Source organism: Gluconobacter sp. Dm-74 (assembly GCF_018256135.1).
In the GTDB taxonomy this organism is placed as follows: domain Bacteria; phylum Pseudomonadota; class Alphaproteobacteria; order Acetobacterales; family Acetobacteraceae; genus Gluconobacter; species Gluconobacter cadivus.
On record NZ_JAERLX010000001.1, the window covers coordinates 229,402 to 251,007 of the forward strand.

Below are 21,606 nucleotides of genomic sequence, written 5' to 3' on the forward strand. Positions count from 1 at the left end.
GTAGTCTTACTTCTTTGCAGGTGCGGCAGCCGGAGCTGCGTCCGGGATAACCTTGCCCTGTGAGTCGTAGTGAACGACCTTCACCTGGGATTCGGCGTTCTGAACGATGTCACGGACCTTGTCGCGGATCAGCTCCTGACGGACCTGGTCGTGGACCTGATCGAAGGTCGGAATCGGGGCCGTGCGGGTCGCGAGAACCTGAATCACATGCCAGCCGTACTGGGTGTGAACCGGCGTCTGGGAGATCGTGTTCGGCTTCATGGCGAAGGCGGCAGCAGAGAAGGCCGGCAGCATGTCAGCCTTCTTGAACCAGCCGAGATCGCCGCCATTTGCGCCAGCGGAGCCCTTGTCCTTGGAAAGCTGTGCGGCGAGCTTGCCGAAATCAGCACCCTTGTTGAGCTGGGCAATGATGTCCTTGGCCTGCGCTTCGCTGTCCACGAGGATGTGGCGGGCGTGGATCTCTTCTTCCGGCTTCTTGTTCGCATAATGCGTCTGATAGAAGTCGTGCAGCGTGGAATCGGTGACCAGCGGGCCGACCTTTTCTTCCAGATAGGCGTTCTGCAGGGCGTTCGCAGAGGCAGCGTCCATGGCGGCCTTCACGTCCGGCTTGCGGCTCAGGCCTTCCTTATCGGCGGCGATCTGAACGGCCTTCTGGTCAACGAGCTGGTTGACGATCAGCGGGATCAGAACGGACGGCTGGATCTGGCGGGCCTGCGGCGGGAGGTTGCCAGCAGCGCGCTGCACGTCACCGAGCGTGATCTTCGAACCGTTGACGGTCGCGATCAGCATGTCCGGGTTGGCGGCGGGGGCTGCTGCAGGAGCCGTTGCGGCCGGGGCCGCTGCGGGAGCGGCAGCAGGAGCGGCGAAAGCCGTCGATGCCGTAACCGATGTGCCGGCCATGAGGACTGCGAGAGCGAAAGTGGAGCGGGAAAGCCGCATGTGGGACTACCTCGGATGTAACCTGAGAATAAGGATGGTCTGCACCATGACAAAGGCTGGTCCGCCCTGCAAGGGTGCGGTCCGTTACCATTCCTTCACGAGGGTGTCGGATGGGTGCGGTCTACGGGTTTGATGTGACACCGCGATGACAATCAGGACATTTCCTCAAGGTTCTCTGCGGCCTCTCCATTGACCCTACGCGGCCCCGGTCCTATTTCCAGCAGACGTGAAAATCCTGACGGCACGGTGTGCGGGTCTTTCCGCTTCTGGAAAGATCTGGCGTTCCGGGTCTTCGGCATCTCAAGGTTCAGCATGTTCGCACGCCTCGCCCGCGCCCTTTTCGGTTCTGCCAACGATCGCACGCTCAAGGCGTATCAGCGCCGTGTGCCCGAGATCAATGCACTGGAGCCTGCGGTCCAGGCACTCTCTGACGAACAGCTGCGGCACAAGACAGTCGAGTTCAGGGAGCGGCTTGAGAAGGGCGAAACCCTCGATGGCCTGCTGGCGGAAGCCTTTGCGGTCTGCCGCGAAGCATCGCGCCGGGTTCTGGGCAAGCGTCATTTCGATGTGCAGCTCATTGGCGGCATGGTTCTTCATGGCGGCCGGATCGCGGAGATGCGGACCGGCGAGGGCAAGACTCTTGTAGCAACGCTTGCAGTCTATCTGAATGCGCTGAGTGGCAAGGGTGTACATGTCGTCACGGTGAACGACTATCTTGCGCGACGTGATGCCGAGGAAATGTCCGTTCTGTACAGCTTTCTTGGGCTGACGACGGGTGTGATCATCCCGAACCTGTCTGATGGCGAGCGTCGTGACGCCTATGCGGCGGACATCACCTACGGCACGAACAATGAGTTCGGTTTCGACTATCTGCGCGACAATATGAAATATTCGCTCGCCGATATGGTGCAGCGTCCATTCAACCACGCGATCGTGGATGAGGTGGACAGCATCCTGATCGACGAGGCCCGGACGCCGCTCATTATTTCCGGCCCTGCGGATGACAGCTCCGACCTGTATCGCTCTGTCGATGATGTGGTCGTGAAGCTCGTTCAGGAGCCGGATGTTTACGACAAGGACGAGAAGCTGCGTTCGGTTACGCTGACCGAAGAAGGTTCGCACCGCGTCGAGGAACTTCTGGCGCAGGCCGGGGTGCTTCAGGAAGGTGGCCTTTACGACATTCACAACGTGGCTGTCGTTCATCACGTCCAGCAGTCCCTGCGGGCGCATACGCTGTTTACGCGGGATGTGGATTATATCGTGCGTGAGGGCAAGGTCGTCATTATCGACGAGTTTACCGGTCGTATGATGGATGGGCGCCGCTATTCGGATGGTCTGCATCAGGCGCTGGAAGCCAAGGAGCATGTGGAGATCCAGCAGGAGAACCAGACGCTCGCTTCCATCACCTTCCAGAATTATTTCCGTCTCTACCCGAAGCTTTCGGGCATGACCGGAACGGCCATGACCGAGGCCGACGAGTTCGCCGAAATCTATCATCTCGATGTGGTGGAAATCCCGACGAACCTGCCCGTCCAGCGGATCGACACGGATGACGAGGTCTATCTGACGGCTGCGGAAAAGTTCAATGCCGTGGCCGATCTGATCCGCGATATCCACAAGACGGGTCAGCCCATTCTCGTGGGCACGACGTCCATCGAGAAGAGCGAATATCTCTCCCATATCCTGACGCAGCGCGGCATTCCGCATAACGTGCTCAATGCCCGGCAGCATGAAAAGGAAGCCATCATCGTCGCGCAGGCGGGTGCGCCGGGTGCGATCACGATTGCGACCAACATGGCGGGCCGCGGAACCGACATCAAACTGGGCGGCAATATCGAGATGCTGGTGAAGGCTAGCATCGAGAACGTCGAAGACGAGGCGCAGCGCGAGGCTGTCGAGCAGGACATCCGGGCAAGCGTCGAGGAGCATCACGAGGAAGTTCATAACGCAGGCGGTCTGTATGTGATTGGCACGGAACGCCATGAAAGCCGCCGTGTGGACAACCAGTTGCGCGGCCGTTCTGGCCGTCAGGGCGATCCGGGAAATTCGCGTTTCTTCCTGTCGCTTGAAGACGATCTGATCCGCATTTTCGCCAGCGACCGCATGGGCGCGATGATGCAGAAAATGGGCCTGAAGGAAGGCGAAGCGATCGTTCATCCGTGGCTGAACAAGGCTCTGGAAAAGGCGCAGAAGCGGGTTGAAGCGCGCAATTTCGACATGCGCAAGAACACGCTCAAATATGACGACGTCATGAATGACCAGCGCAAGGAGGTTTACGCCCAACGCCGCGAGTACATGGCGACGGAAGACCTTTCGGGTGTGATCGCCGAACTGCGCGAACACACGATCGAAGATCTGGTCCATGCCCATATTCCCGAAAAATCCTTTGCTGAAGCGTGGGATACGGAAGGGCTGACCCGCGAGGTTTCCCGTATTCTGAACCTGGATCTTCCGATCGCAGACTGGGCGAAGGAAGACGGCATGGATTCTGAAAGCGTGATTGAGCGCATTCAGGCCGAAGCCGCGAAGGCGCAGGCGGCGCGGACGGCCAATATGGGCCCCGAACTGATGCGCCTGATTGAAAAGCAGGTCGTGCTGACGACGTTCGATGCCGTCTGGAAAGAGCATCTGCACGGGCTGGATCAGCTTCGTCAGGGTATTGGTCTGCGGGCGTATGGTCAGCGTGATCCGCTGAACGAGTATAAGCAGGAAGCCTTCCAGATGTTCACGGCGATGCTGGATGACATGCGGGTCCGCGTGACGGAGACGATGTGCCGCATTCAGGCTGTCTCCGAGCCGCCGCCGTTCCCTGTCATCAATACCGAGACGTCCGGCCCATCTGAGGAACCCGCGGGTCTGTTCGCGCAGGGTACGACGGGGTCGGAAATTCCAACGCCGGGTCCGGTGGCGTCTTTCTCGCCTGCAATGCCGTTTACGCCGCGCCCGCAGCCTGTTTCGGCAGGGCAGGAGCCTGATGCCGAGACGCTTCAGCGCTGGAATGCCGAGACGCCGCGTAATGCCCTTTGCCCGTGCGGGTCGGGTTTGAAGTTCAAACACTGTCATGGCAGGCTCGTCTGAGCCTCTGACACGACGATAGAGGAAGGAGCGACCGATGGCCGGTCATTCACAGTTCAAGAACATCATGCACCGCAAGGGTGCGCAGGATGCCAAGCGGGCCAAGCAGTTCGCCAAGGTTCTGCGTGAAATCACGGTTGCCGTGCGTTCGGGTCTGCCCGAAGCTGCGTCCAACCCGCGTCTGCGTGCGGCGCTGTCCATGGCGCGCGAAGTCAACATGCCCAAGGACAATGTCGAGCGCGCTATCAAGAAGGCATCCGGCACCGCGGGTGGCGACGATTACGTCGAAGTCCGTTACGAGGGCTATGGTCCGGCTGGCGTTGCGATCATCGTTGAAGGCCTGACGGATAACCGCAACCGCACGGCGGGCGAAGTGCGCGCAGCCTTCTCCAAGCATGGCGGGTCGATGGGTGAGACGAACTCCGTCTCGTTCATGTTCCAGCGTCTGGGCGTCATCAGCTATCCGCTCGATGTGGCGTCCGAAGACGAGATGCTGGAAGCCGCGATTGAAGCCGGGGCGGACAATGCCGTGACCACCGAAGACGGTCATGAAGTCACCTGCGAGATGGAAAATTTCTTCGCTGTCCGCGATGCGCTCGAAAGCCGTTTTGGCGAGCCGAAGTCGTCCAAGCTCGACTGGCGTCCGGAAAACAGCGTGACGCTGGACGAGGACAAGGCGCGTTCGGTCATGAAGCTGATCGACGTGCTGGAAGACAATGACGACGTTCAGGCCGTCTACGCGAACTTCGACATTCCTGACGACGTGGCCGAGGCGCTGGCTGCTTGATCCGTCTGATGGGCATTGACCCCGGCCTGCGTTTCATGGGCTGGGGCATCATCGACGTGGACGGCAATCACCTGAAGCATGTGGCGTCGGGTGTCATCGGGACCGATGGGTCCGAATCCGTGCCGCTGCGCCTGTGCGAGCTGCACGGGGCGCTGAAGAAGCTGATCCGCGAATATGCGCCAGCGGAAGCCGCCGTTGAAGAAACCTACGTCAACCGTAATGGCTCCTCGACGCTCAAGCTCGGTTATGCGCGTGGTGTGGCGCTGCTGACGCCTGCCTATGAAGGGCTGCCGGTTGCGGAATATGGTGCGATGACGGTCAAGAAATCCGTGGTCGGGACCGGGTCTGCGACCAAGGAACAGGTGACGATGATGGTGAAACGGCTGTTGCCGGGCGCGGAAATCCGCAAGGCCGATGCGTCCGATGCGCTGGCCGTTGCGATCTGTCATGCCCATCACCGGGCCAGTGCGGCGCATGTCGTGGCCGGAAAGCGCATGGCATGATCGGGCAACTGACTGGACTTGTCGGGCAAATCGAGGGCGAGCGCTGCATCGTGGATGTCAATGGCGTGGGCTATGTGGTGTCGGCCTCGACCCGCACGCTGGCGACATTGCCGCAGCCGCCTTCTGTGGCGCGCGTGTTGATCGAGACGATCGTGCGCGAGGATGCGATCCAGCTCTTCGGCTTTGCAACGACGGATGAGCGGGACTGGTTCCGTCTGCTGACGACCGTGCAGGGCGTGGGCGCGAAAGTGGCGCTGGCGATCCTGTCGGCCAACAGTCCGGGCGAGCTTCTGCTGGCCATCAATGCCGGGGACAAAGGCTCGCTGACGCGGGCTGCGGGTGTGGGGCCGCGTCTGGCGGATCGGATTTTGAGTGAGCTTCGCAACAAGGTTGCGAAAATGCCGGGTGGCGGCGGGACTGTGTCTGCGCCGGGGATCGTCTCCGGGCCGAGTGTTGAGAACGATGCGCTCCTGGCGCTTGCAGGGCTTGGCTTCCGACGGGCCGAAGCGTGGCCGGTTCTGAGCAAAGTTCTGGCCGAGAACGAGAATGCGACGCTTGATCTGGCAATCCGTCTGAGCCTGAAGGATCTTGCGCGATGAGTGACATCTATCGCGAAACCGATCCGGCCCGTCAGCCTGAGGATACGGGCGAGGGCGGTTTGCGTCCTGAGACGCTTGCGGATTTTACGGGCCAGAAAGCAAGCCGGGAAAACCTTGCCATCTTCATCGAGGCCGCGCGGGCTCGTGGTGAGGCGCTGGATCATGTCCTGCTGCACGGACCGCCGGGTCTGGGCAAGACGACGCTGGCGCAGATCGTTGCGCGGGAACTGGGCGTGGGATTCCGGGCAACGTCCGGGCCGGTCATTCAGCGGGCGGGCGATCTGGCGGCGATCCTGACGAATCTCCAGCCGCGCGATGTGCTGTTCATTGACGAAATCCATCGTCTTCAGCCCGCGATCGAGGAAGTCCTCTATCCGGCGATGGAAGATTTTCAGCTCGATCTGATCATTGGCGAAGGTCCTGCCGCGCGCTCCGTGCGGATTGATCTGGCGCCGTTCACGCTTGTGGCCGCGACCACACGGGCGGGATTGCTGGCGACCCCTCTGCGGGACCGGTTCGGGATTCCGCTGCGGCTGGTATTTTATACGCCGGAAGAACTGCGGGCGATCGTCTCGCGCGGTGCCGTAAAGCTCGGGATGCGCCTGACGGACGATGGTGCCGAAGAAATTGCCCGCCGTTCGCGCGGTACGCCTCGAATTGCCGGGCGTCTATTGCGCCGCGTGCGGGATTTTGCGCTCGTCTCGAAACAGGCCGTTGTGGATCGTGCGCTGGCTGATGCGGCCTTGGGGCGGCTTGAGGTTGACGGGCGCGGGCTGGATGCGATGGATCGGCGCTATCTGAAGCGGATTGCCGAGCATCATCACGGCGGCCCGGTCGGTGTGGAAACACTGGCGGCAGGGCTTGCCGAAGCACGCGATACGCTGGAAGACGTTATCGAGCCTTATCTCATTCAGGAAGGGCTCGTTCTGAGAACGGCGCGCGGGCGGATGCTGGGTGAGGCTGGATGGCGTCATCTCGGTCTTACGCCACCAGCGAGCCAGGTGGACCTGCTCTCCTCGTTGGAGCAGGACGATTCCGCGCCCTGAATGATCCTGAACGCGGTTCGGGGGATGGGCGCACCATGACTGGAGAGACAGTATGGCCACGCACAAGATCAGGTTCCGGGTTTATTACGAAGACACCGATGCGGGTGGCATCGTCTATCACGCGCGCTATCTGGGTTTTGCCGAGCGCGCGCGGAGCGAGGCGATGCGCGATGCGGATGCGTCCGTGACGGAGCTTCTGAACGATTTTGGACTGGTCTTCGTCGTACGTCAGGCTGCGATCCGGTACCGCTCGCCGCTCCGACTCGATGATGAAATGGAAATCGAGACGGCGCTGGACGCCATGACCCCGACGCGGCTCAAACTTTGTCAGACCGTTCGGAATTATTCCGGGGGTGGCGAAACGGCTACGGTTATCGACGTGGAACTGGCCTGTCTGAGTGCCGTTGACATGAAACCTGCCAAAATTCCGCCTCGCTGGCGTGATGCAGTGAGAAAACTGGAGGCAGGAGAGGTCTGACCCACTTTCCTGTTTCCGCGTGAAGTGCAATGGAGAGTCCTGACCCGCAAGGGACAGGATCTGTACAGGAGAGAACAGTGGATCATGAGGTAAGTTCGAGTGCGCTTGGGGCGGTCGGTGCGACCGGTCTTTCGCCTCTGGACCTGTTCCTGCACGCCTCCATCGTTGTAAAGCTGGTGATGCTGGGTCTGCTGCTGTGCAGCGCTGGCGTATGGGCGATCATTGCGGAAAAAATCATTCTCATCCGTCGCGTCAACCGCGAGGCGACGGAATTCGAGGACCGTTTCTGGTCAGGTGGATCGCTCGACGATCTTTACGAATCCGACGGTGCGCGCCCGACGCATCCGATGGCGGCCGTCTTCGGCGCGGCCATGGGCGAGTGGCGCCGTTCCGCCCGAATTGGCGGCATCGACCTGTCGCGGGGTGGCGTGCGCGAGCGCGTGGACCGCGCCATCGACATCACCATCATGCGTGAGAACGATCGTCTGACGCGCCGCCTGATCTTCCTCGCGACGATCGGCCCGGTGGCGCCGTTTGTCGGTCTTTTCGGAACGGTCTGGGGCATCATGCATTCGTTCGCGTCCATCGCGCAGATGCACAACACGAATCTTTCCGTTGTGGCGCCGGGTATTTCCGAAGCCCTGTTCGCAACAGCCATTGGTCTCGTGACGGCTATTCCGGCCTATATTGCCTATAACGGTCTGAGCAACTCGTTCGAGAAGTTCACGGATCGCATGGAAGCCTTCGGCACCGAGTTCGCGGCCATTCTGTCGCGTCAGTCCGAGGAACGTGCGGACGATACGACCGGCGGGAAGGCCTGAACCATGGGGATGTCTGCGGGAGGACGGGCTGGAGGAGGCGGACGCCGCAAACGTCGGCCCGCCTCGGAAATCAACGTCACGCCACTGGTGGACGTCATGCTGGTGCTGCTCATCATTTTCATGGTGACGGCGCCGATGCTGACCAGTGGCGTCAATGTCGATCTGCCGAAGACGGATGCCAGCCCGGTCAATTCGGATTCCAAGCCGATCACGGTCTCTCTGAAAACGGATGGTTCGCTGTATCTGGGAGACCAGCCGGTGACGTCCGACCAGTTGATCGAGCAGCTCAAGGCGCAGTCGCAGAACGATCCGACCCATCGCATCTTTGTTCGTGCTGATGCCCATATCGACTACGGACAGGTGATGCAGGTCATGGGCCAGATCACGTCGGGTGGTTTCACGCATGTTGCGCTTCTCGCGCAGCAGCCCCAGAGCGGCCAGTAAGAGGCGCCTGCCGTGGTCCGTCCACGCCGCTCTGACAACAGGCGCTTTCGTCATGCGCTTTACGGATCAGTCGCCATTCATCTGGGGCTGATCGCGTATCTGATTGTTCAAATCCCACCGGAAAAGCCGCCCGAACCGCCTGAACCACCCACGGTGCAGATGGAGTTCGAGCAGGCAGGTCCGCCGACCCACCCGGTCAAGGCCGATCATCCGGCTCCTGCGCCCGCTCCGGCTCCAGCGCCTGTGAAGAACGAGGCCCCTCCGTCTCCGACGCCTCCTCTGAAAGCGCCGACGGAAGAACCGCCTCCGCCTCCTCCGCCGCCCCAGCCTGTGCCGCCTCCGCCGGAGACGCCGCCGCAAAAGCTGCCGGACATCAAGCTTCCGCCGAAAATGACGGATGAGTCTCCGCAGCCTGTGCCAGCGTCACCGCCCACGCCATCACCGCCGTCGAAATCGACGATGGTTGCGCCGCCGAGCCCGCAGACACAGAAAGCCGACAAGCTGCCGGATATGCCGAAATTCTCGCATATGACGCAGCCGAACGCGGCCAAGAAAACGGAAGCGGACAGTCATTCGCTGCTGGCAACGCTGGATAATTTCCGCGCCGATCAGAAGCAGACCCATGCGCCGACCGCGAAAGCCAATCCGCCGCAGGGTGGTGCGCCGAACGGTGGTGGTGTGCCGAACGGCGACATTACGAAGTCGCTGTCCATGGCGGATCAGAAAGCCATCGGCGGTTCCGTGCGCCGTTGTTACACGGAAGATACCGAAGCACGGAACTATGCGAGCTTTGTCGCGCATATGGTCGTGACCGTCGATGCGACCGGTGAGGCGCGGATTGTCAAATTTGCGCCTGATACGGCTGCGAAAATGGCCTCCGACCCGTCTTATCGTGTTCTGGCGGAGCGGGCGCGGGATGCGGTGCTGAGCCCCACCTGTGCCCATCTTCCCATTCCCTCCAAGATGCTTGGTCAGACGCATGAGCTGCGTTTTGTCTTCAGGCCGTAATCCACGAGGAAGTCTCATGTCCTTCATTCCCGATACCGACGCCGAGGCCCTGAGCGCGCTGTTTTCGCGCCGCTCCGTTCTGGGAGCCACCGCTGCTGGTGGTCTTCTGGCAACGCCTCTGGCCGCTTTTGCCCAGTCCGCAGCTGCCTCTGGCCCCGGTGAGGCTGAAATTACTGTCGATCAGGCCCGTCAGGAGCCGATCCCCATCGTCATCCCGAATTTCGGGGCGGGTCTGGGGGAGCAGATTTCCGGTGTCATCACGTCCGACCTGAACGGCACCGGCCTGTTCAAGGTCATGAGCGGCGACGTGCCGCCCGGCTCTACGCCCGATTTCAGTGCGCTCAAGGCGCAGGGCGCCCGTGCGGCTGTGTCCGGACAGGCGATCGGTTCGGGCAGTGTGCGTGTTGAGATGCGTCTGTGGAACGTGCTGTCCGGCCAGCAGCTTCAGGGCACGGCTTACACGGCCTCGACGTCCAACTGGCGTCGCATCGCGCATATTATCGCGGATGTGATTTATGAGCGGATGCTGGGCGAGAAGGGCTATTTCGACACCCGCATCGCCTATATCGCCCGCACCGGCCCGCGTCATCATCAGATCACACGTCTGGCCCTGATGGATCAGGATGGTGCCAACGAACGGATGCTGACGAACGGCGAATGGCTGACGCTGACGCCGCGCTTCAACCCGGTGCGCGACCAGATTGCGTTCATGTCCTACGCCAACAATCGTCCGCGCGTGTACCTGTTCGATCTGGCATCCGGTCGTCAGCAGATTCTGGGTGAGTTCGCGGGCATTTCCTTTGCCCCGCGCTTTTCGCCGACCGGCGGTTCCGTCGTGCTGTCCGCTACGCGTGGCAGCGGGTCGGATATTTTCATTGTAGATCTGGCCTCGCGTGCAAAGCGTCAGATTACCAATTCCAATGGCGCAATCGACACCAGCCCGTGCTTCAGCCCGGATGGCAGCCAGATCGTGTTCAACTCGGATCGCGGTGGCAGCCCGCAGCTCTATATCATGAGTGCGTCGGGTGGTCCGGCGAAGCGGATTTCCTATGGTACCGGCCAGTATGGTTCGCCGGTCTGGTCCCCGCGTGGAGACCTGATCGCCTTTACGCGCATCGGCGGCGGCGGATTCTCGCTCGGGGTGATGAACCCGGATGGCAGCGGTGAGCGTATTCTGACGCAGGGCTTTACCGTTGATAGCGCGACGTTCTGCCCCAATGGTCGTGTGCTGGCGTTCTGCCGCCAGAGTGCAGCCGGTGCGGGCGGTGCGGGCTTTGCATCAGGAATTGGGACGATCGATATTACGGGCTTTAACGAGCGTCCGATCCGGACCTCGACGGGTGCGTCCGATCCGGCCTGGTCGCCGCGCAACGGCTGAGGCTGTGTTCCGCGCTTCCGGTCCGGGGGCGCGGATTTGCAATAGGGTGGGGAACCCTTTTTTCTGTAAGGCGTCGCAAAGACTGCTTGAACAGGAGAATTCCCCATGTCCCTTCAGGAGACACGGCAGTGGCGTCCGCTGCTGCATTATGCCCCGGCCCGGAACTGGATGAATGATCCGAATGGGCCGATCCTGATTGATGGTGTGTATCACCTCTTTTACCAGCACAATCCGGTCGAGCCCGTCATGGGCTATATTTCCTGGGGGCATGCGACCAGTCGGGATCTGCTGCATTGGGAAGAGCAACCGATTGCGCTGCCGTCCACACCTCAGGAGCAGATCTATTCCGGCACGGTGATTTATGACCGAGACAATCGCAGCAGTCTGGGAACAGACGAAAATCCTCCGCTTCTGGCGCTCTACACCAGCGTATTCCGCGACATGCCGGGCGAGCAGGAAGACGGCACACAGGCGGTTTCGGTTGCGGTCAGTCTGGATCATGGCGCGACTTGGACGCGCTACGTTCACAATCCGGTTCTGACGCTTGATCCGGTATCCCGGAATTTTCGGGACCCGGCATTGTGCTGGTATGAAGAGGGTGGATACTGGGTGCTGACGGCGGTCGAGGCCGAACAGCAGGTGGTTAAACTCTTCCGTTCCACAGATTTTCTGCACTGGGAGTTCCTCAGTGACTTCCGTCCGCCCGGTTACCATACGCCGGACATGTTGTGGGAAGTGCCGGTTCTGGCGCGGCTCCCGATTGAGGGGGAGGCCGGGGCTTCCGGCTGGGTGATGATCGTCAGCGTCAATCCCGGTGGTCTGACAGGTGGATCTGGGACGTTCTATTACGTCGGAGAGTTCGACGGCACGATCTTCACGCCCGCAGAGCAGCCAACGGCCACAGATGATCCCTGGCAGTATCGTTGGATGGATTATGGACCGGACAATTATGCGATTGTCTGCTTCGCCGGAACGCCCACACCCGTCAGTATCGGCTGGATGGGCAACTGGAACTACGCCAACCAGACGCCGACTGTTCCATGGCGCGGCCAGATGACGCTTCCGGCGCATCTGTCCCTTGTGCGGCAGGAGGACGGTACGCTTTTGATGAAGCAAAACCCAGCCAGTCTTGGCGCTCCGGTCGAGGTCTTTGTGGCCAGCGACATCCGCCCGGAAGCAGAAGTGGTCTGGAAGCTGCCCGATAGCGTTGCGGACTGTACGGATTTCGCGGATGCGGTGCTTGAACTCCAACTGATTATTGAGCCTGACGGAGACGTGGCGGTGCTGACTGTGGCGGCGACGGAGGATGGCATGTTTGGCACCGAGATCCTCTACGACCCCACACGTCGGGAACTGGTCGTGGATCGCAGTCGGTCAGGGGTTTTGGTACCGGACACGACCTTTACGACGCGCCATGTGGCACCCCTTTCTCCACAGGATGGGGGTGTTCGTCTGAGAGTTATTGTGGACCGGAGTTCGGTCGAGATTTTCGCTGCTGACGGACTCGTCAGGATGACAGAGGTGATCTTTCCCCCTCCGCGTGCTACGACTGTAACGCTGGGCAGCTACGCAGGCAGCGCATGTTTCAGGAGCGTGAAAGCACGCTGGTTTCGATGATGTGGCAGAATTCTGCCACATTCTTCAGAATAGCTGTGACATTTATGCCGAAATTTCTGGTTCCGATTATGAATCGAACTTTTCACATTTAACCGGCGTTAACACGGCACTTGACCGGTGATTCGAGTCATGAGTATGGGCGCTTATGGCCACTGATTTTCAAGGTTGGCATGCAGGGATCGGAACCGATTCCTGTCTGTTCCGAACAGGAAAGAGGTGGTCCGGAATAACGCGGCATTTTCCGCATTCGGTTCCCGCTGTGGGGCCGTTCTCAGGATTGAGACACATGAAGTTCAAGGTATTTGGCGCGCTTGGTCTGGCGCTTGTTCTCGCAGCCTGTTCCAACGGCAACACCAACAAGGGTGACAGCAATGGCGCAGGCGCCGTCGCTCAGGAAGCTGGCCCGACGCCCGGCAGCGAAGCCGATCTGGTTGCCAATGTCGGCGACCGCGTCTTCTACGAGCTGAACCAGTCCCAGCTCTCTGAAGAAGCCCGCGCTACGCTGGACAAGCAGGCTGCATGGCTCGCAAAGTACCCGCAGGTCAGCATCCAGGTCGCTGGTAACTGCGATGACCGTGGCACGGAAGAGTACAATATTGCTCTCGGCCAGCGTCGTGCAAACGCAGCCCGCGACTATCTGGTCGCCAAGGGCGTGAGCGCTTCGCGCATCACCACGATCTCCTACGGCAAGGATCGTCCGACCGCTGATGGCGACGACGAGCAGGCCTGGGCACAGAACCGTAACGCCATCACGTCTGTTCGCTGAACAGACGTTTCAGGCCTGACGGACTGGGATGATGAGCGGCCGGGGGATTATCCCCCGGCCGTTTCTGTTTTATGACTGGGCGCATGTTGTGCGCATGACCTGCCTGCGTGCCCGTGAGTGCGAGTTTGTCTCAGGAGATCCGTTATGGTGCTGTCCCGTTCCCTGCGTGCCGTCTTTCTGGGCACGGCTTTTTCCGTCCTTTCGCCTGTCCTCCCGGCCGTGGCACAGGATGCGCCGGATAGCGGGGAAATTTCCTCACGCGAGGCGATTGCTTTGCAGGATCAAATTGCCTCCCTGCGCCAGCAACTCTCACAGGTTCAGAATGGCGGCGGTCTGAGTGCTCCCAGTGCGACGGCAGCGGCTCCGGTTTCGGCGGGTGACGGCAACCTGACGGCGCAGCTTCTGGAGCGCGTTTCGGCTCTGGAAGAACAGAACCGCCAGATGCGTGGCGAACTGGATCAGCTCAGCAACTCCGTCCGCGACAATCAGGCCAATGTGTCCAAGCAGATTTCGGACATGCAGTTTGCTTCCCAAAATGGCGGAGGCGGGGCTTCGACACCTGCTCCAGCTAAAACTCCGGCAGCAGCCGAGGACAAAGCCTCCGCTGCTACTCCGGACGCCGCCGAGCAGCCGAAAACCGCTCTGGATGCGTTGAAGGTTGGAAATGCGTCTCTTAGATCCGGGAACTATACGGATGCGGAGAGCAATGCGCGTTTTGCCGTGAAAACAGCCCATAGTCTGTCTGGTAAAGTGGATGCACAGTTCCTTCTGGCCCAGTCTCTGGCAGGACAGAAGCAGTATCGCCAGTCTGCGGTCGCTTATTATGACGCCTATACGAAGGCTCCGAAGTCCCAGAAGGCGCAGGATTCCCTGTTGGGTGTGGCCGCTTCGATGCTGGCGCTGGGTGACAAGAACTCGGCGTGTCAGGCTCTTGATAAGCTGAAATCGGAATTTCCAACCCCTGCGCCGCGAGTGAAGAGCGCCGAGACGACATTCCGGAGCCGTGCGGCCTGTCACTGAAACCCGCGTTGTTGGAAGCAGGACCCGATCATCCGGTCGGGGAATGCGAATTTCAAGACTTGATGTCAGGTCTCGGCCCTTGGCCACCTGATATCCCGGACGCGCCAGTCGCCCTTGCCGTTTCGGGGGGCGCCGACTCCATGGCGCTCGCGTTTCTGGCTCGGCGCTGGCGACGCAATGTCGTGGCCTTCGTGGTGGATCATGCCCTGCGGCCTGAATCGGCTGCCGAAGCACGACTGACGGTTGAACGGCTTGCCGTCATGGATGTACCCGCCCGCCTCCTGACGCTCGCGCCGTTTCCGAAAGGGCGGTTGCAGGAAAGGGCGCGCGAGGCACGGTTCGAGGCGCTGGAGGCGGCCTGCGTTGCAGCAGGATGTCTAGATCTTCTTGTGGCGCATCATGCGGGCGATCAGGACGAAACCGTCTGGATGCGGAGCCTGCGCTCGAGCGGCCCTCTGGGGTTGGTCGGTATTCAACCGAGTGCCGTGCGGGGGCGTATCCGGGTGTATCGCCCGCTTTTAACGCTTGACCCATCGCGCCTGAGACTGACTTTGAAAGCCGCGGGTCTGCCATGGATCGAGGACCCATCGAACGCCAACAGGCGGTTTGAGCGGGTGCGGTGGCGACAGGATCTGACGCCCGAGCAAAGGCGCGATATCCAGATGCTTCATCTGACGGCAGGGCAGGAAAACCGGAGTCGTGAGGCGGTACTGGCCGAAAATCTTGCATCCCATGCCGTCTGGCATCCCGAAGGATGGGTTTTTTTGGAACAGGCCGGGATGAACGCAGAGACCCTGTCCGCTCTGATCCGGTTGGTCTCAGGAGGTGCGTACCGTCCCGCGAGAGAAGCTGTAAGGTCGCTGCTGGAAAAAGGAAGCGGCACGCTGTCTGGAGTTCAGCTTCAATCGGCCGGGCGTTTTGGCAACGGCGTGATCTTCGTGCGAGAGGAACGCGCTCTTGCTGCCCCGCTTGCGACAAGAGATGGGTGTGTCTGGGACGGGCGCTGGCGTCTGCTGACGCATGATATTCCGGCAGACAGTGTGATCGGACCTTTGGGTGACGCCGTGCATGGGCTGGATCTGCGCAGGCTGGGTATTCCCTATGCCGCTGCCCGCTGTCTTCCGGGTGTGTGGCACCAGGATCGACTGATCCAGTGGCCACGAATAGGGCAAATGCCCGGTGAGGCCGATTTTGTCTGGGCTGTCGCGGTTCCCGTGACGGGAGAAAATCACCTCACAACATAAAAAGATCCTCAAAAACGCAAGAAATGCGTTTTCCTGCCCTTGATGGGGTAGGATCGTGGACGCGGAGGCTTATGTTATGGAGTCAACGCAGAATGTGACCGGTCGGCCAGTTGTGAGGGGTGATCCCGTACTGCATCTGACGGAACAGTCTGAAGGACGACAGAGAGCGAGATGAACAATTTAGGCCGTAACGTCGCGATCTGGGCGGTCATCATCGTGGTCGGAATGGCAGTGCTGACAGCCTTCCAGCCCGGTGGCGGACAGCATGCAGCCCAGCAGATCGCCTATTCCGATTTCATTCACGATGTGGACCAGCATCAGGTGCGTTCGGTTGTGATTCAGGAGCAGAATGTCTCCGGAACCCTGACGAACGGCACGTCTTTCGAGACCTATGCCCCACTTGACCCGAGCCTTCCGGGCCGTCTGACTTCTGCTGGCGTCGAAGTGACCGCCAAGCCGATGGACAGCGGAGAAAGCCCGATTCTGCGTTATGCCAGCGCTTACCTGCCGGTTCTTCTGCTGGTGGGTCTGTGCTTCATGGTTTTCCGCCAGATGCAGGGCGGTGGTGGCCGGGCCATGGGCTTTGGCAAATCCCGTGCCAAGCTGCTGACGGAAAAGACCGGCCGTGTGACGTTTGAAGACGTTGCGGGCATTGACGAAGCGAAATCCGAGCTTCAGGAAATCGTCGAGTTCCTGCGCGACCCGCAGAAATTCACCCGTCTGGGCGGTAAGATCCCCAAAGGTGCGCTGCTGGTCGGCCCTCCGGGTACGGGTAAGACGCTTCTGGCGCGCGCCATTGCGGGCGAGGCCAATGTTCCGTTCTTCACGATTTCCGGTTCGGACTTTGTGGAAATGTTCGTCGGTGTCGGCGCGTCGCGTGTGCGTGACATGTTCGAGCAGGGCAAGAAGTCCGCGCCTTGCATCATCTTTATCGACGAAATCGACGCCGTAGGCCGCCATCGTGGTGCGGGACTTGGGGGCGGTAACGACGAACGCGAGCAGACTCTCAACCAGATGCTGGTCGAGATGGACGGTTTCGAGAGCAACGAAGGCGTGATCCTGATTGCTGCGACGAACCGTCCGGATGTTCTGGACCCGGCTCTGCTGCGTCCGGGTCGTTTCGACCGTCAGGTCGTGGTGCCGAACCCCGATGTGGCCGGTCGTGAAAAGATCCTGCGCGTTCACATGAAGAAAGTGCCCCTGTCTTCGGATGTGGACCCGAAGGTGATTGCGCGGGGAACGCCGGGCTTCTCGGGTGCGGATCTGTCCAATCTCGTGAATGAGGGGGCCCTGATGGCCGCCCGTCAGGGGCGCCGGACCGTGGGTATGGCACAGTTCGAGGAAGCCAAGGACAAGGTCATGATGGGGGCGGAGCGCCGTTCCATGGTCATGACCGAAGACGAAAAGCGCTCGACGGCATATCACGAAGCTGGCCACGCCATCTGCGCGATCTTTACTCCGGGTAGCGATCCGATCCACAAGGCGACGATCGTCCCCCGTGGGCGGGCTCTGGGTCTGGTCATGACTCTGCCGGAGAAGGACAACATTTCCTATAGCCGCAAATGGTGTCTGGCCCGTCTGGTCATCGCCATGGGTGGCCGCGTTGCCGAAGAAATCATCTTCGGACGCGAGGAAGTCAGCGCCGGGGCATCGGGCGACATCAAGAGTGCGACAGATCTCGCACGGCGCATGGTGACCGAATGGGGCATGAGCGACACGCTGGGCATGATCGCCTATGGCGATAACGGTCAGGAAGTGTTCCTTGGTCATTCCGTGACGCAGAACAAGAATATTTCCGAAGAAACCGCGCGAGAGATCGACAAGGAAGTCAAAGCTCTGATCGATACGGCCTATAAACAGGCCCATGATCTGCTGACGACGCGCCTTGATGATCTGCACCGCCTGACCGCAGCTCTTCTGGAATATGAGACGCTGACGGGTGACGATGTCGGTCGTATCATGCGCGGCGAGGCTATCGAGCGGACTGCGGATGACGAGCAGGTGCCTGACAACCGTCGTGCATCCGTTCCGACCACACGTCCCGGCGCGTTTGATCCGGCGCCTCAAGCGGGTTAATCAGGCAACCAATCGCACCAACGGGCGCGTCATCGAGGAAATTATCCCCGGTGCCGCGCCTTTTTTATTTCTGGCAGACAGGCAGGATTTTTCATTATGGCCACCAAGAGGTCTCTGTTCGGTACTGACGGCATTCGGGGGACGGCCAATACCGCGCCCATGACGGTGGAAATCGCGCAGAGACTGGGGCAGGCGGCGGGTCTGTATTTCATGCGAAGCCAGAACCGCCGACACAGCGTCGTTCTGGGCAAGGATACGCGCCTTTCCGGTTATATGCTGGAATGTGCGCTGGTTGCGGGTTTCCTGTCGGCAGGGATGGACGTCATTCTGGTTGGTCCGCTGCCCACGCCTGCGATCGCCATGCTGACCCGTTCTCTCCGGGCCGATCTTGGAGTCATGGTCTCAGCATCACACAATCCTTTTACGGATAATGGGATCAAGCTGTTCGGGCCGGATGGTTTCAAACTTTCGGACGAAGTTGAAGGCGAAATCGAAGACCTGATGGCTCAGGATCTTTCCGCCCGACTGGCTTCTCCTGAACGGATTGGACGTGCTTCCCGTCTGACGGATGCGGCTGGTCGTTACATCGAGAACGCAAAGGCGTCGTTCCCACGAGGGTTGCGTCTGGATGGCCTGAAGATCGTCATTGATTGTGCCAATGGCTCTGCTTACCGCGTGGCACCCAAAGCATTGTGGGAGTTGGGGGCAGAGGTCATCAAGATCGGTTGTGAGCCCGATGGCCTGAACATCAACGACGGCGTGGGATCGACCCATCCGGAAACCCTGTGCGCGGCGGTGCGGGAACATGGTGCGGATTTCGGCATTGCCCTAGATGGCGATGCGGACCGGGTTCTGATCGCAGATGAAAATGGTGATCTCGTTGATGGAGACCAGATCATCGGTTTGATCGCTTCCTTCTGGAAGCAACATGAACGGTTGCGCGGCAACACTGTGGTTACGACCGTGATGTCCAATATGGGGCTGGAAAAAGCTCTGGCGGAAAAAGGGCTTGAGCTTCAGCGGACATCGGTTGGTGATCGGTATGTCGTGGAGCGGATGCGCGAGATTGGGGCCAATCTCGGAGGTGAGCAGTCCGGACATATGGTGTTGTCGGATTATGCCACGACGGGAGATGGCCTGATCGCCGCCCTGCAGGTTCTGGCCGTGTCTGTCGAAACCAAGCGATCGGCCAGTGAAATCTGCCGTTTTTTCACGCCGTATCCGCAGCTCCTGAAAAACGTCCGTTACTCAGGAGCCAGTCCGATGGGCAGTCCGGACCTTGCTGCTGCAAAGGCTTGGGCGGATGAACGCCTGGCCGGAAGTGGTCGTCTTGTTCTGCGCGCCAGCGGAACGGAACCGCTGATTCGCGTTATGGTAGAAGCGGAAGACAAGGCGCTCGTGCATGAAGTGGTTGATCATGTTTGCGATATCATTCGCGCCATTGCTCATGTCTGAAAGCGCCTGACATCACCCGTTATGCGTGTCAGGCCAGTCGTCTGATCTCAAAAGATCAGACGACTGCTTCGACGATGGGTGCGGTGACTGCTGGAGGCAGGCTGGCGAGCGCAGCCGTCTCTGCGACATCGTCTTCCCGGAGGATGTAGCCACGTCCCCAGACGGTGGCGATCAGGTTGCCCGCACCGACATTCTGCAGTTTCCGGCGTAGCTTGCAGATGAAGACGTCAATGATCTTCATTTCCGGTTCATCAATGCCGCCATAAAGGTGATTGAGGAACGCGTCCTTGGTCAGGACGGACCCTTTGCGGATCACCAGAAGCTCCAGAATGGCGTATTCCTTACCTGTCAGGTGCAATGCTGCGCCATCGACGGTAACATTCTTGCCGTTCAGATCCAGCTCCAGATTGCCGACGCGCAGTTTCGGCTCGGCAAAGCCCCGGGAACGCCGCATGACGGCCTGAAGACGTGCGACCAGTTCGCCTGCGTCATAAGGCTTCGTCATGTAATCATCAGCGCCCATGGAAAAAGCCCGGATCTTGGCCTGGGAGCGAAGCAGCGCCGAAAGGACGAGGATCGGCGTCGTGATCCGTGCTGCCCGAACGCGCCGGATGACTTCATAACCTTCCAGATCGTTCAGCATCAGTTCGAGCACAACCACGTCATAATCGTAGTGGCGCAGCATCTCGATGGCCTCTTCGCCAGAGGGCGTATGATCGACGGTAAAGGTCGCGTTACGCAGTGTCTGGGACAATGTGGCGGCGGCGGACTGATCGCTATCGACAAGAAGGATACGCATGTTTCAACTCCCGGCTTGGTGAACCAATGGTTACTACCCAAGGTTGTGTCTGTCGATAGACATGGATCAAAAATCGTAAAATTGTCATTATTATTCTCGTTAAAGGGGAACATTAAGCTCCTCTTAACGATAGGGTTGTAGGGTCGGGAAGTCGGAATAATCCGCAGGAAACGGTCGAAAACTGCCTTTATGAGCGATTACGCCAAGCTGCTTGAAATGCTCACGAACTTCACCTGCGACTGGGTTGAAGGAAGTGTGAAAGACGTTGTGGGTCTTTGCATGACGGTGATCGGACTCGATGGATTCATCACGATTGGGGATCGAGTCGCGGTTAAGGCGCGTGACGGGCGGATTGTACAATCTGAGGTTGTGGGATTTCAGGGAGACGTTGCGCGCTTAATGTCGTTTGGTACGCTGGATGGAATTGGCCCAGGTTGTGAGGCCAGAATTCCCCTCAGCCGTCGTGACGGTGGCCTGAGAGTTAATTCAAGCTGGCTGGGGCGGGTGGTGGATCCGCTGGGGCAGCCGATTGATGGAAAAGGACCTTTGTTCCCTGCGATCAAGAGTCAGGCGATCCAGTGTCCGCCCCCTAACGCGGCCAGTCGGGCACGCCTGGGAGAACGGATTGATCTCGGAGTGCGCGCTCTTGATGCGTTCACGACCTGTCGTCGCGGTCAGAGGCTTGGGCTTTTCGCCGGGTCGGGTGTTGGGAAATCGACCCTGCTCTCCATGCTGGCGCGGGGGGCGGAATGTGATGTCGCCGTGATTTCGCTTGTGGGTGAGCGCGGGCGAGAAGTTCGAGAATTTATTGAGGACGATCTTGGGCCCGAAGGGTTGGCCCGGAGCGTTCTGGTAATTGCAACATCGGATTCACCCCCACTGATGCGTCGTGAAGCAGCGCTGTCTGCCATGGCGATTGCGGAATATTTCCGGGATCAGGGTAAGTCGGTTCTGCTTTTGATGGATAGCGTGACGCGGTTTTGCATGGCGCTGCGTGAAATTGGTCTTTCTGCAGGGGAGCCCCCTGCGACGCGTGGTTACCCGCCTTCCGTGTTCGCCGAACTGCCCCGCCTTCTGGAACGCGCAGGTCCGGGATATCCCGATCAGGGGATGATTACGGCTCTCTTTACTGTGCTGGTGGAGGGGGATGACCAGAACGAGCCAGTTGCGGACGCGGTGCGCGGTATTCTGGATGGTCATATCATTCTGGATCGCAAGATTGGTGAACAGGGACGCTATCCCGCCATTGATGTCCTGCGCTCCCTGTCCCGTGCGGTTCCGGGGTGCAATTCTCTTGAGGAAAACGCCCTTACTCAACGTGCGCGCGCAGCGATGGCGACCTATCAGCGTATGGCAGATATGATCCGTCTTGGCGCTTACAAGTCAGGCACTGATCGTGAGGTTGACGAGGCCATCACGTTGATGCCCAAGCTGAACCAGTTCCTGTCTCAGGGGCGGAACGAGCGGTCGACGCGTGCGGAGGCTTTTGAACAACTGGCCCAGATTATGCAGACAATTCCGCAAACCACTCCTTTAAATGCGGCGTAAAGG

19 protein-coding genes are annotated in these 21,606 nt (G+C 59.9%); 17 read left to right on the forward strand and 2 right to left on the reverse strand.

Translation table 11 applies throughout. The annotated features are described in order from the left end of the window. Positions 1-6: 6 nt before the first annotated feature. Positions 7-939 (reverse strand): peptidylprolyl isomerase, encoded by a 933-nt coding sequence (locus JK208_RS01080; protein WP_194266669.1) that lies wholly within the window; start codon positions 937-939, stop codon positions 7-9. A gap of 312 nt (positions 940-1,251) precedes the next feature. Between JK208_RS01080 and secA the strand changes: the two genes are divergently transcribed. The 16 genes from secA (at position 1,252) to glmM (ending at position 19,256) form a co-directional block, all read left to right on the forward strand. Continuing rightward, positions 1,252-4,017 carry a preprotein translocase subunit SecA gene (gene secA / locus JK208_RS01085; protein WP_211574022.1) on the forward strand — a complete coding sequence of 922 codons (2,766 nt, stop codon included), beginning with the start codon at positions 1,252-1,254 and terminating at the stop codon, positions 4,015-4,017. 34 nt (positions 4,018-4,051) lie between these two features. Next, positions 4,052-4,801, forward strand: coding sequence for a YebC/PmpR family DNA-binding transcriptional regulator (locus JK208_RS01090; RefSeq protein WP_062029168.1), 750 nt, complete (start codon positions 4,052-4,054; stop codon positions 4,799-4,801). Further along, entirely contained in the window at positions 4,798-5,304 is a 507-nt protein-coding gene (ruvC, locus tag JK208_RS01095; RefSeq protein ID WP_041111979.1) for a crossover junction endodeoxyribonuclease RuvC, read from the forward strand. The genes JK208_RS01090 and ruvC overlap by 4 nt, the downstream gene beginning before the upstream one ends. Then, positions 5,301-5,903, forward strand: coding sequence for a Holliday junction branch migration protein RuvA (gene ruvA / locus JK208_RS01100; protein WP_141349661.1), 603 nt, complete (start codon positions 5,301-5,303; stop codon positions 5,901-5,903). Before ruvC ends, ruvA begins: the two co-directional genes overlap by 4 nt. Next, complete coding sequence (gene ruvB, locus JK208_RS01105) at positions 5,900-6,949, forward strand: Holliday junction branch migration DNA helicase RuvB (protein ID WP_211574023.1); 1,050 nt, start codon at positions 5,900-5,902, stop codon at positions 6,947-6,949. Before ruvA ends, ruvB begins: the two co-directional genes overlap by 4 nt. A gap of 52 nt (positions 6,950-7,001) precedes the next feature. Next, positions 7,002-7,427 (forward strand): tol-pal system-associated acyl-CoA thioesterase, encoded by a 426-nt coding sequence (gene ybgC / locus JK208_RS01110; RefSeq protein WP_062029163.1) that lies wholly within the window; start codon positions 7,002-7,004, stop codon positions 7,425-7,427. A gap of 29 nt (positions 7,428-7,456) precedes the next feature. After that, positions 7,457-8,248, forward strand: a complete 792-nt coding sequence (gene tolQ / locus JK208_RS01115; RefSeq protein WP_194261901.1) for a protein TolQ — start codon at positions 7,457-7,459, stop codon at positions 8,246-8,248. A gap of 3 nt (positions 8,249-8,251) precedes the next feature. Beyond that, positions 8,252-8,692: a protein TolR gene (gene tolR / locus JK208_RS01120; protein WP_194266666.1), complete on the forward strand. Its 441-nt coding sequence runs from the start codon at positions 8,252-8,254 to the stop codon at positions 8,690-8,692. A gap of 12 nt (positions 8,693-8,704) precedes the next feature. Next, on the forward strand, positions 8,705-9,700 hold the full coding sequence (locus JK208_RS01125; protein ID WP_099285462.1) for an energy transducer TonB: 996 nt from the start codon (positions 8,705-8,707) through the stop codon (positions 9,698-9,700). A gap of 16 nt (positions 9,701-9,716) precedes the next feature. Beyond that, the gene (gene tolB, locus JK208_RS01130; RefSeq protein ID WP_194261903.1) at positions 9,717-11,078 is read left to right on the forward strand and encodes a Tol-Pal system beta propeller repeat protein TolB; all 1,362 of its coding nucleotides are present in this window, start codon (positions 9,717-9,719) and stop codon (positions 11,076-11,078) included. Positions 11,079-11,183: 105 nt separating this feature from the next. Then, the gene (locus tag JK208_RS01135; RefSeq protein ID WP_211574024.1) at positions 11,184-12,695 is read left to right on the forward strand and encodes a glycoside hydrolase family 32 protein; all 1,512 of its coding nucleotides are present in this window, start codon (positions 11,184-11,186) and stop codon (positions 12,693-12,695) included. A 286-nt stretch (positions 12,696-12,981) separates the two neighbouring features. Then, positions 12,982-13,461 carry a peptidoglycan-associated lipoprotein Pal gene (gene pal, locus JK208_RS01140; RefSeq protein WP_062029150.1) on the forward strand — a complete coding sequence of 160 codons (480 nt, stop codon included), beginning with the start codon at positions 12,982-12,984 and terminating at the stop codon, positions 13,459-13,461. Positions 13,462-13,605: 144 nt separating this feature from the next. Continuing rightward, positions 13,606-14,481 (forward strand): tol-pal system YbgF family protein, encoded by an 876-nt coding sequence (locus JK208_RS01145; RefSeq protein ID WP_194266664.1) that lies wholly within the window; start codon positions 13,606-13,608, stop codon positions 14,479-14,481. A 62-nt stretch (positions 14,482-14,543) separates the two neighbouring features. After that, a complete protein-coding gene (gene tilS / locus JK208_RS01150) occupies positions 14,544-15,725 on the forward strand; it encodes a tRNA lysidine(34) synthetase TilS (RefSeq protein ID WP_211574025.1) in 1,182 nt (393 codons plus the stop codon). Positions 15,726-15,896: 171 nt separating this feature from the next. Further along, a complete protein-coding gene (ftsH, locus tag JK208_RS01155; protein WP_099285457.1) occupies positions 15,897-17,801 on the forward strand; it encodes an ATP-dependent zinc metalloprotease FtsH in 1,905 nt (634 codons plus the stop codon). Between the two features lie 96 nt (positions 17,802-17,897). Beyond that, positions 17,898-19,256 carry a phosphoglucosamine mutase gene (glmM, locus tag JK208_RS01160; RefSeq protein WP_211574026.1) on the forward strand — a complete coding sequence of 453 codons (1,359 nt, stop codon included), beginning with the start codon at positions 17,898-17,900 and terminating at the stop codon, positions 19,254-19,256. A gap of 55 nt (positions 19,257-19,311) precedes the next feature. On the opposite strand, the gene JK208_RS01165 is transcribed toward glmM, so the two are convergent. Then, the gene (locus JK208_RS01165) at positions 19,312-20,055 is read right to left on the reverse strand and encodes a response regulator transcription factor (RefSeq protein ID WP_211574027.1); all 744 of its coding nucleotides are present in this window, start codon (positions 20,053-20,055) and stop codon (positions 19,312-19,314) included. A 189-nt stretch (positions 20,056-20,244) separates the two neighbouring features. Between JK208_RS01165 and fliI the strand changes: the two genes are divergently transcribed. Then, the gene (fliI, locus tag JK208_RS01170; protein WP_211574028.1) at positions 20,245-21,603 is read left to right on the forward strand and encodes a flagellar protein export ATPase FliI; all 1,359 of its coding nucleotides are present in this window, start codon (positions 20,245-20,247) and stop codon (positions 21,601-21,603) included. Positions 21,604-21,606: the final 3 nt, after the last annotated feature.

Excerpts from the sequence above, each read along its gene's own strand:
- tilS (WP_211574025.1), top strand. The coding sequence starts at position 14,544 with ATGTCAGGTCTCGGCCCTTGGCCACCTGATATCCCGGACGCGCCAGTC.
- secA (WP_211574022.1), top strand. The coding sequence starts at position 1,252 with ATGTTCGCACGCCTCGCCCGCGCCCTTTTCGGTTCTGCCAACGATCGC.
- ruvB (WP_211574023.1), top strand. The coding sequence starts at position 5,900 with ATGAGTGACATCTATCGCGAAACCGATCCGGCCCGTCAGCCTGAGGAT.
- JK208_RS01135 (WP_211574024.1), top strand. The coding sequence starts at position 11,184 with ATGTCCCTTCAGGAGACACGGCAGTGGCGTCCGCTGCTGCATTATGCC.
- tolQ (WP_194261901.1), top strand. The coding sequence starts at position 7,457 with ATGGAGAGTCCTGACCCGCAAGGGACAGGATCTGTACAGGAGAGAACA.
- JK208_RS01080 (WP_194266669.1), bottom strand. The coding sequence starts at position 939 with ATGCGGCTTTCCCGCTCCACTTTCGCTCTCGCAGTCCTCATGGCCGGC.
- ftsH (WP_099285457.1), top strand. The coding sequence starts at position 15,897 with ATGAACAATTTAGGCCGTAACGTCGCGATCTGGGCGGTCATCATCGTG.
- JK208_RS01165 (WP_211574027.1), bottom strand. The coding sequence starts at position 20,055 with ATGCGTATCCTTCTTGTCGATAGCGATCAGTCCGCCGCCGCCACATTG.
- ybgC (WP_062029163.1), top strand. The coding sequence starts at position 7,002 with ATGGCCACGCACAAGATCAGGTTCCGGGTTTATTACGAAGACACCGAT.
- JK208_RS01090 (WP_062029168.1), top strand. The coding sequence starts at position 4,052 with ATGGCCGGTCATTCACAGTTCAAGAACATCATGCACCGCAAGGGTGCG.
- tolR (WP_194266666.1), top strand. The coding sequence starts at position 8,252 with ATGGGGATGTCTGCGGGAGGACGGGCTGGAGGAGGCGGACGCCGCAAA.
- JK208_RS01145 (WP_194266664.1), top strand. The coding sequence starts at position 13,606 with ATGGTGCTGTCCCGTTCCCTGCGTGCCGTCTTTCTGGGCACGGCTTTT.
- glmM (WP_211574026.1), top strand. The coding sequence starts at position 17,898 with ATGGCCACCAAGAGGTCTCTGTTCGGTACTGACGGCATTCGGGGGACG.
- tolB (WP_194261903.1), top strand. The coding sequence starts at position 9,717 with ATGTCCTTCATTCCCGATACCGACGCCGAGGCCCTGAGCGCGCTGTTT.
- fliI (WP_211574028.1), top strand. The coding sequence starts at position 20,245 with ATGAGCGATTACGCCAAGCTGCTTGAAATGCTCACGAACTTCACCTGC.
- pal (WP_062029150.1), top strand. The coding sequence starts at position 12,982 with ATGAAGTTCAAGGTATTTGGCGCGCTTGGTCTGGCGCTTGTTCTCGCA.
- ruvA (WP_141349661.1), top strand. The coding sequence starts at position 5,301 with ATGATCGGGCAACTGACTGGACTTGTCGGGCAAATCGAGGGCGAGCGC.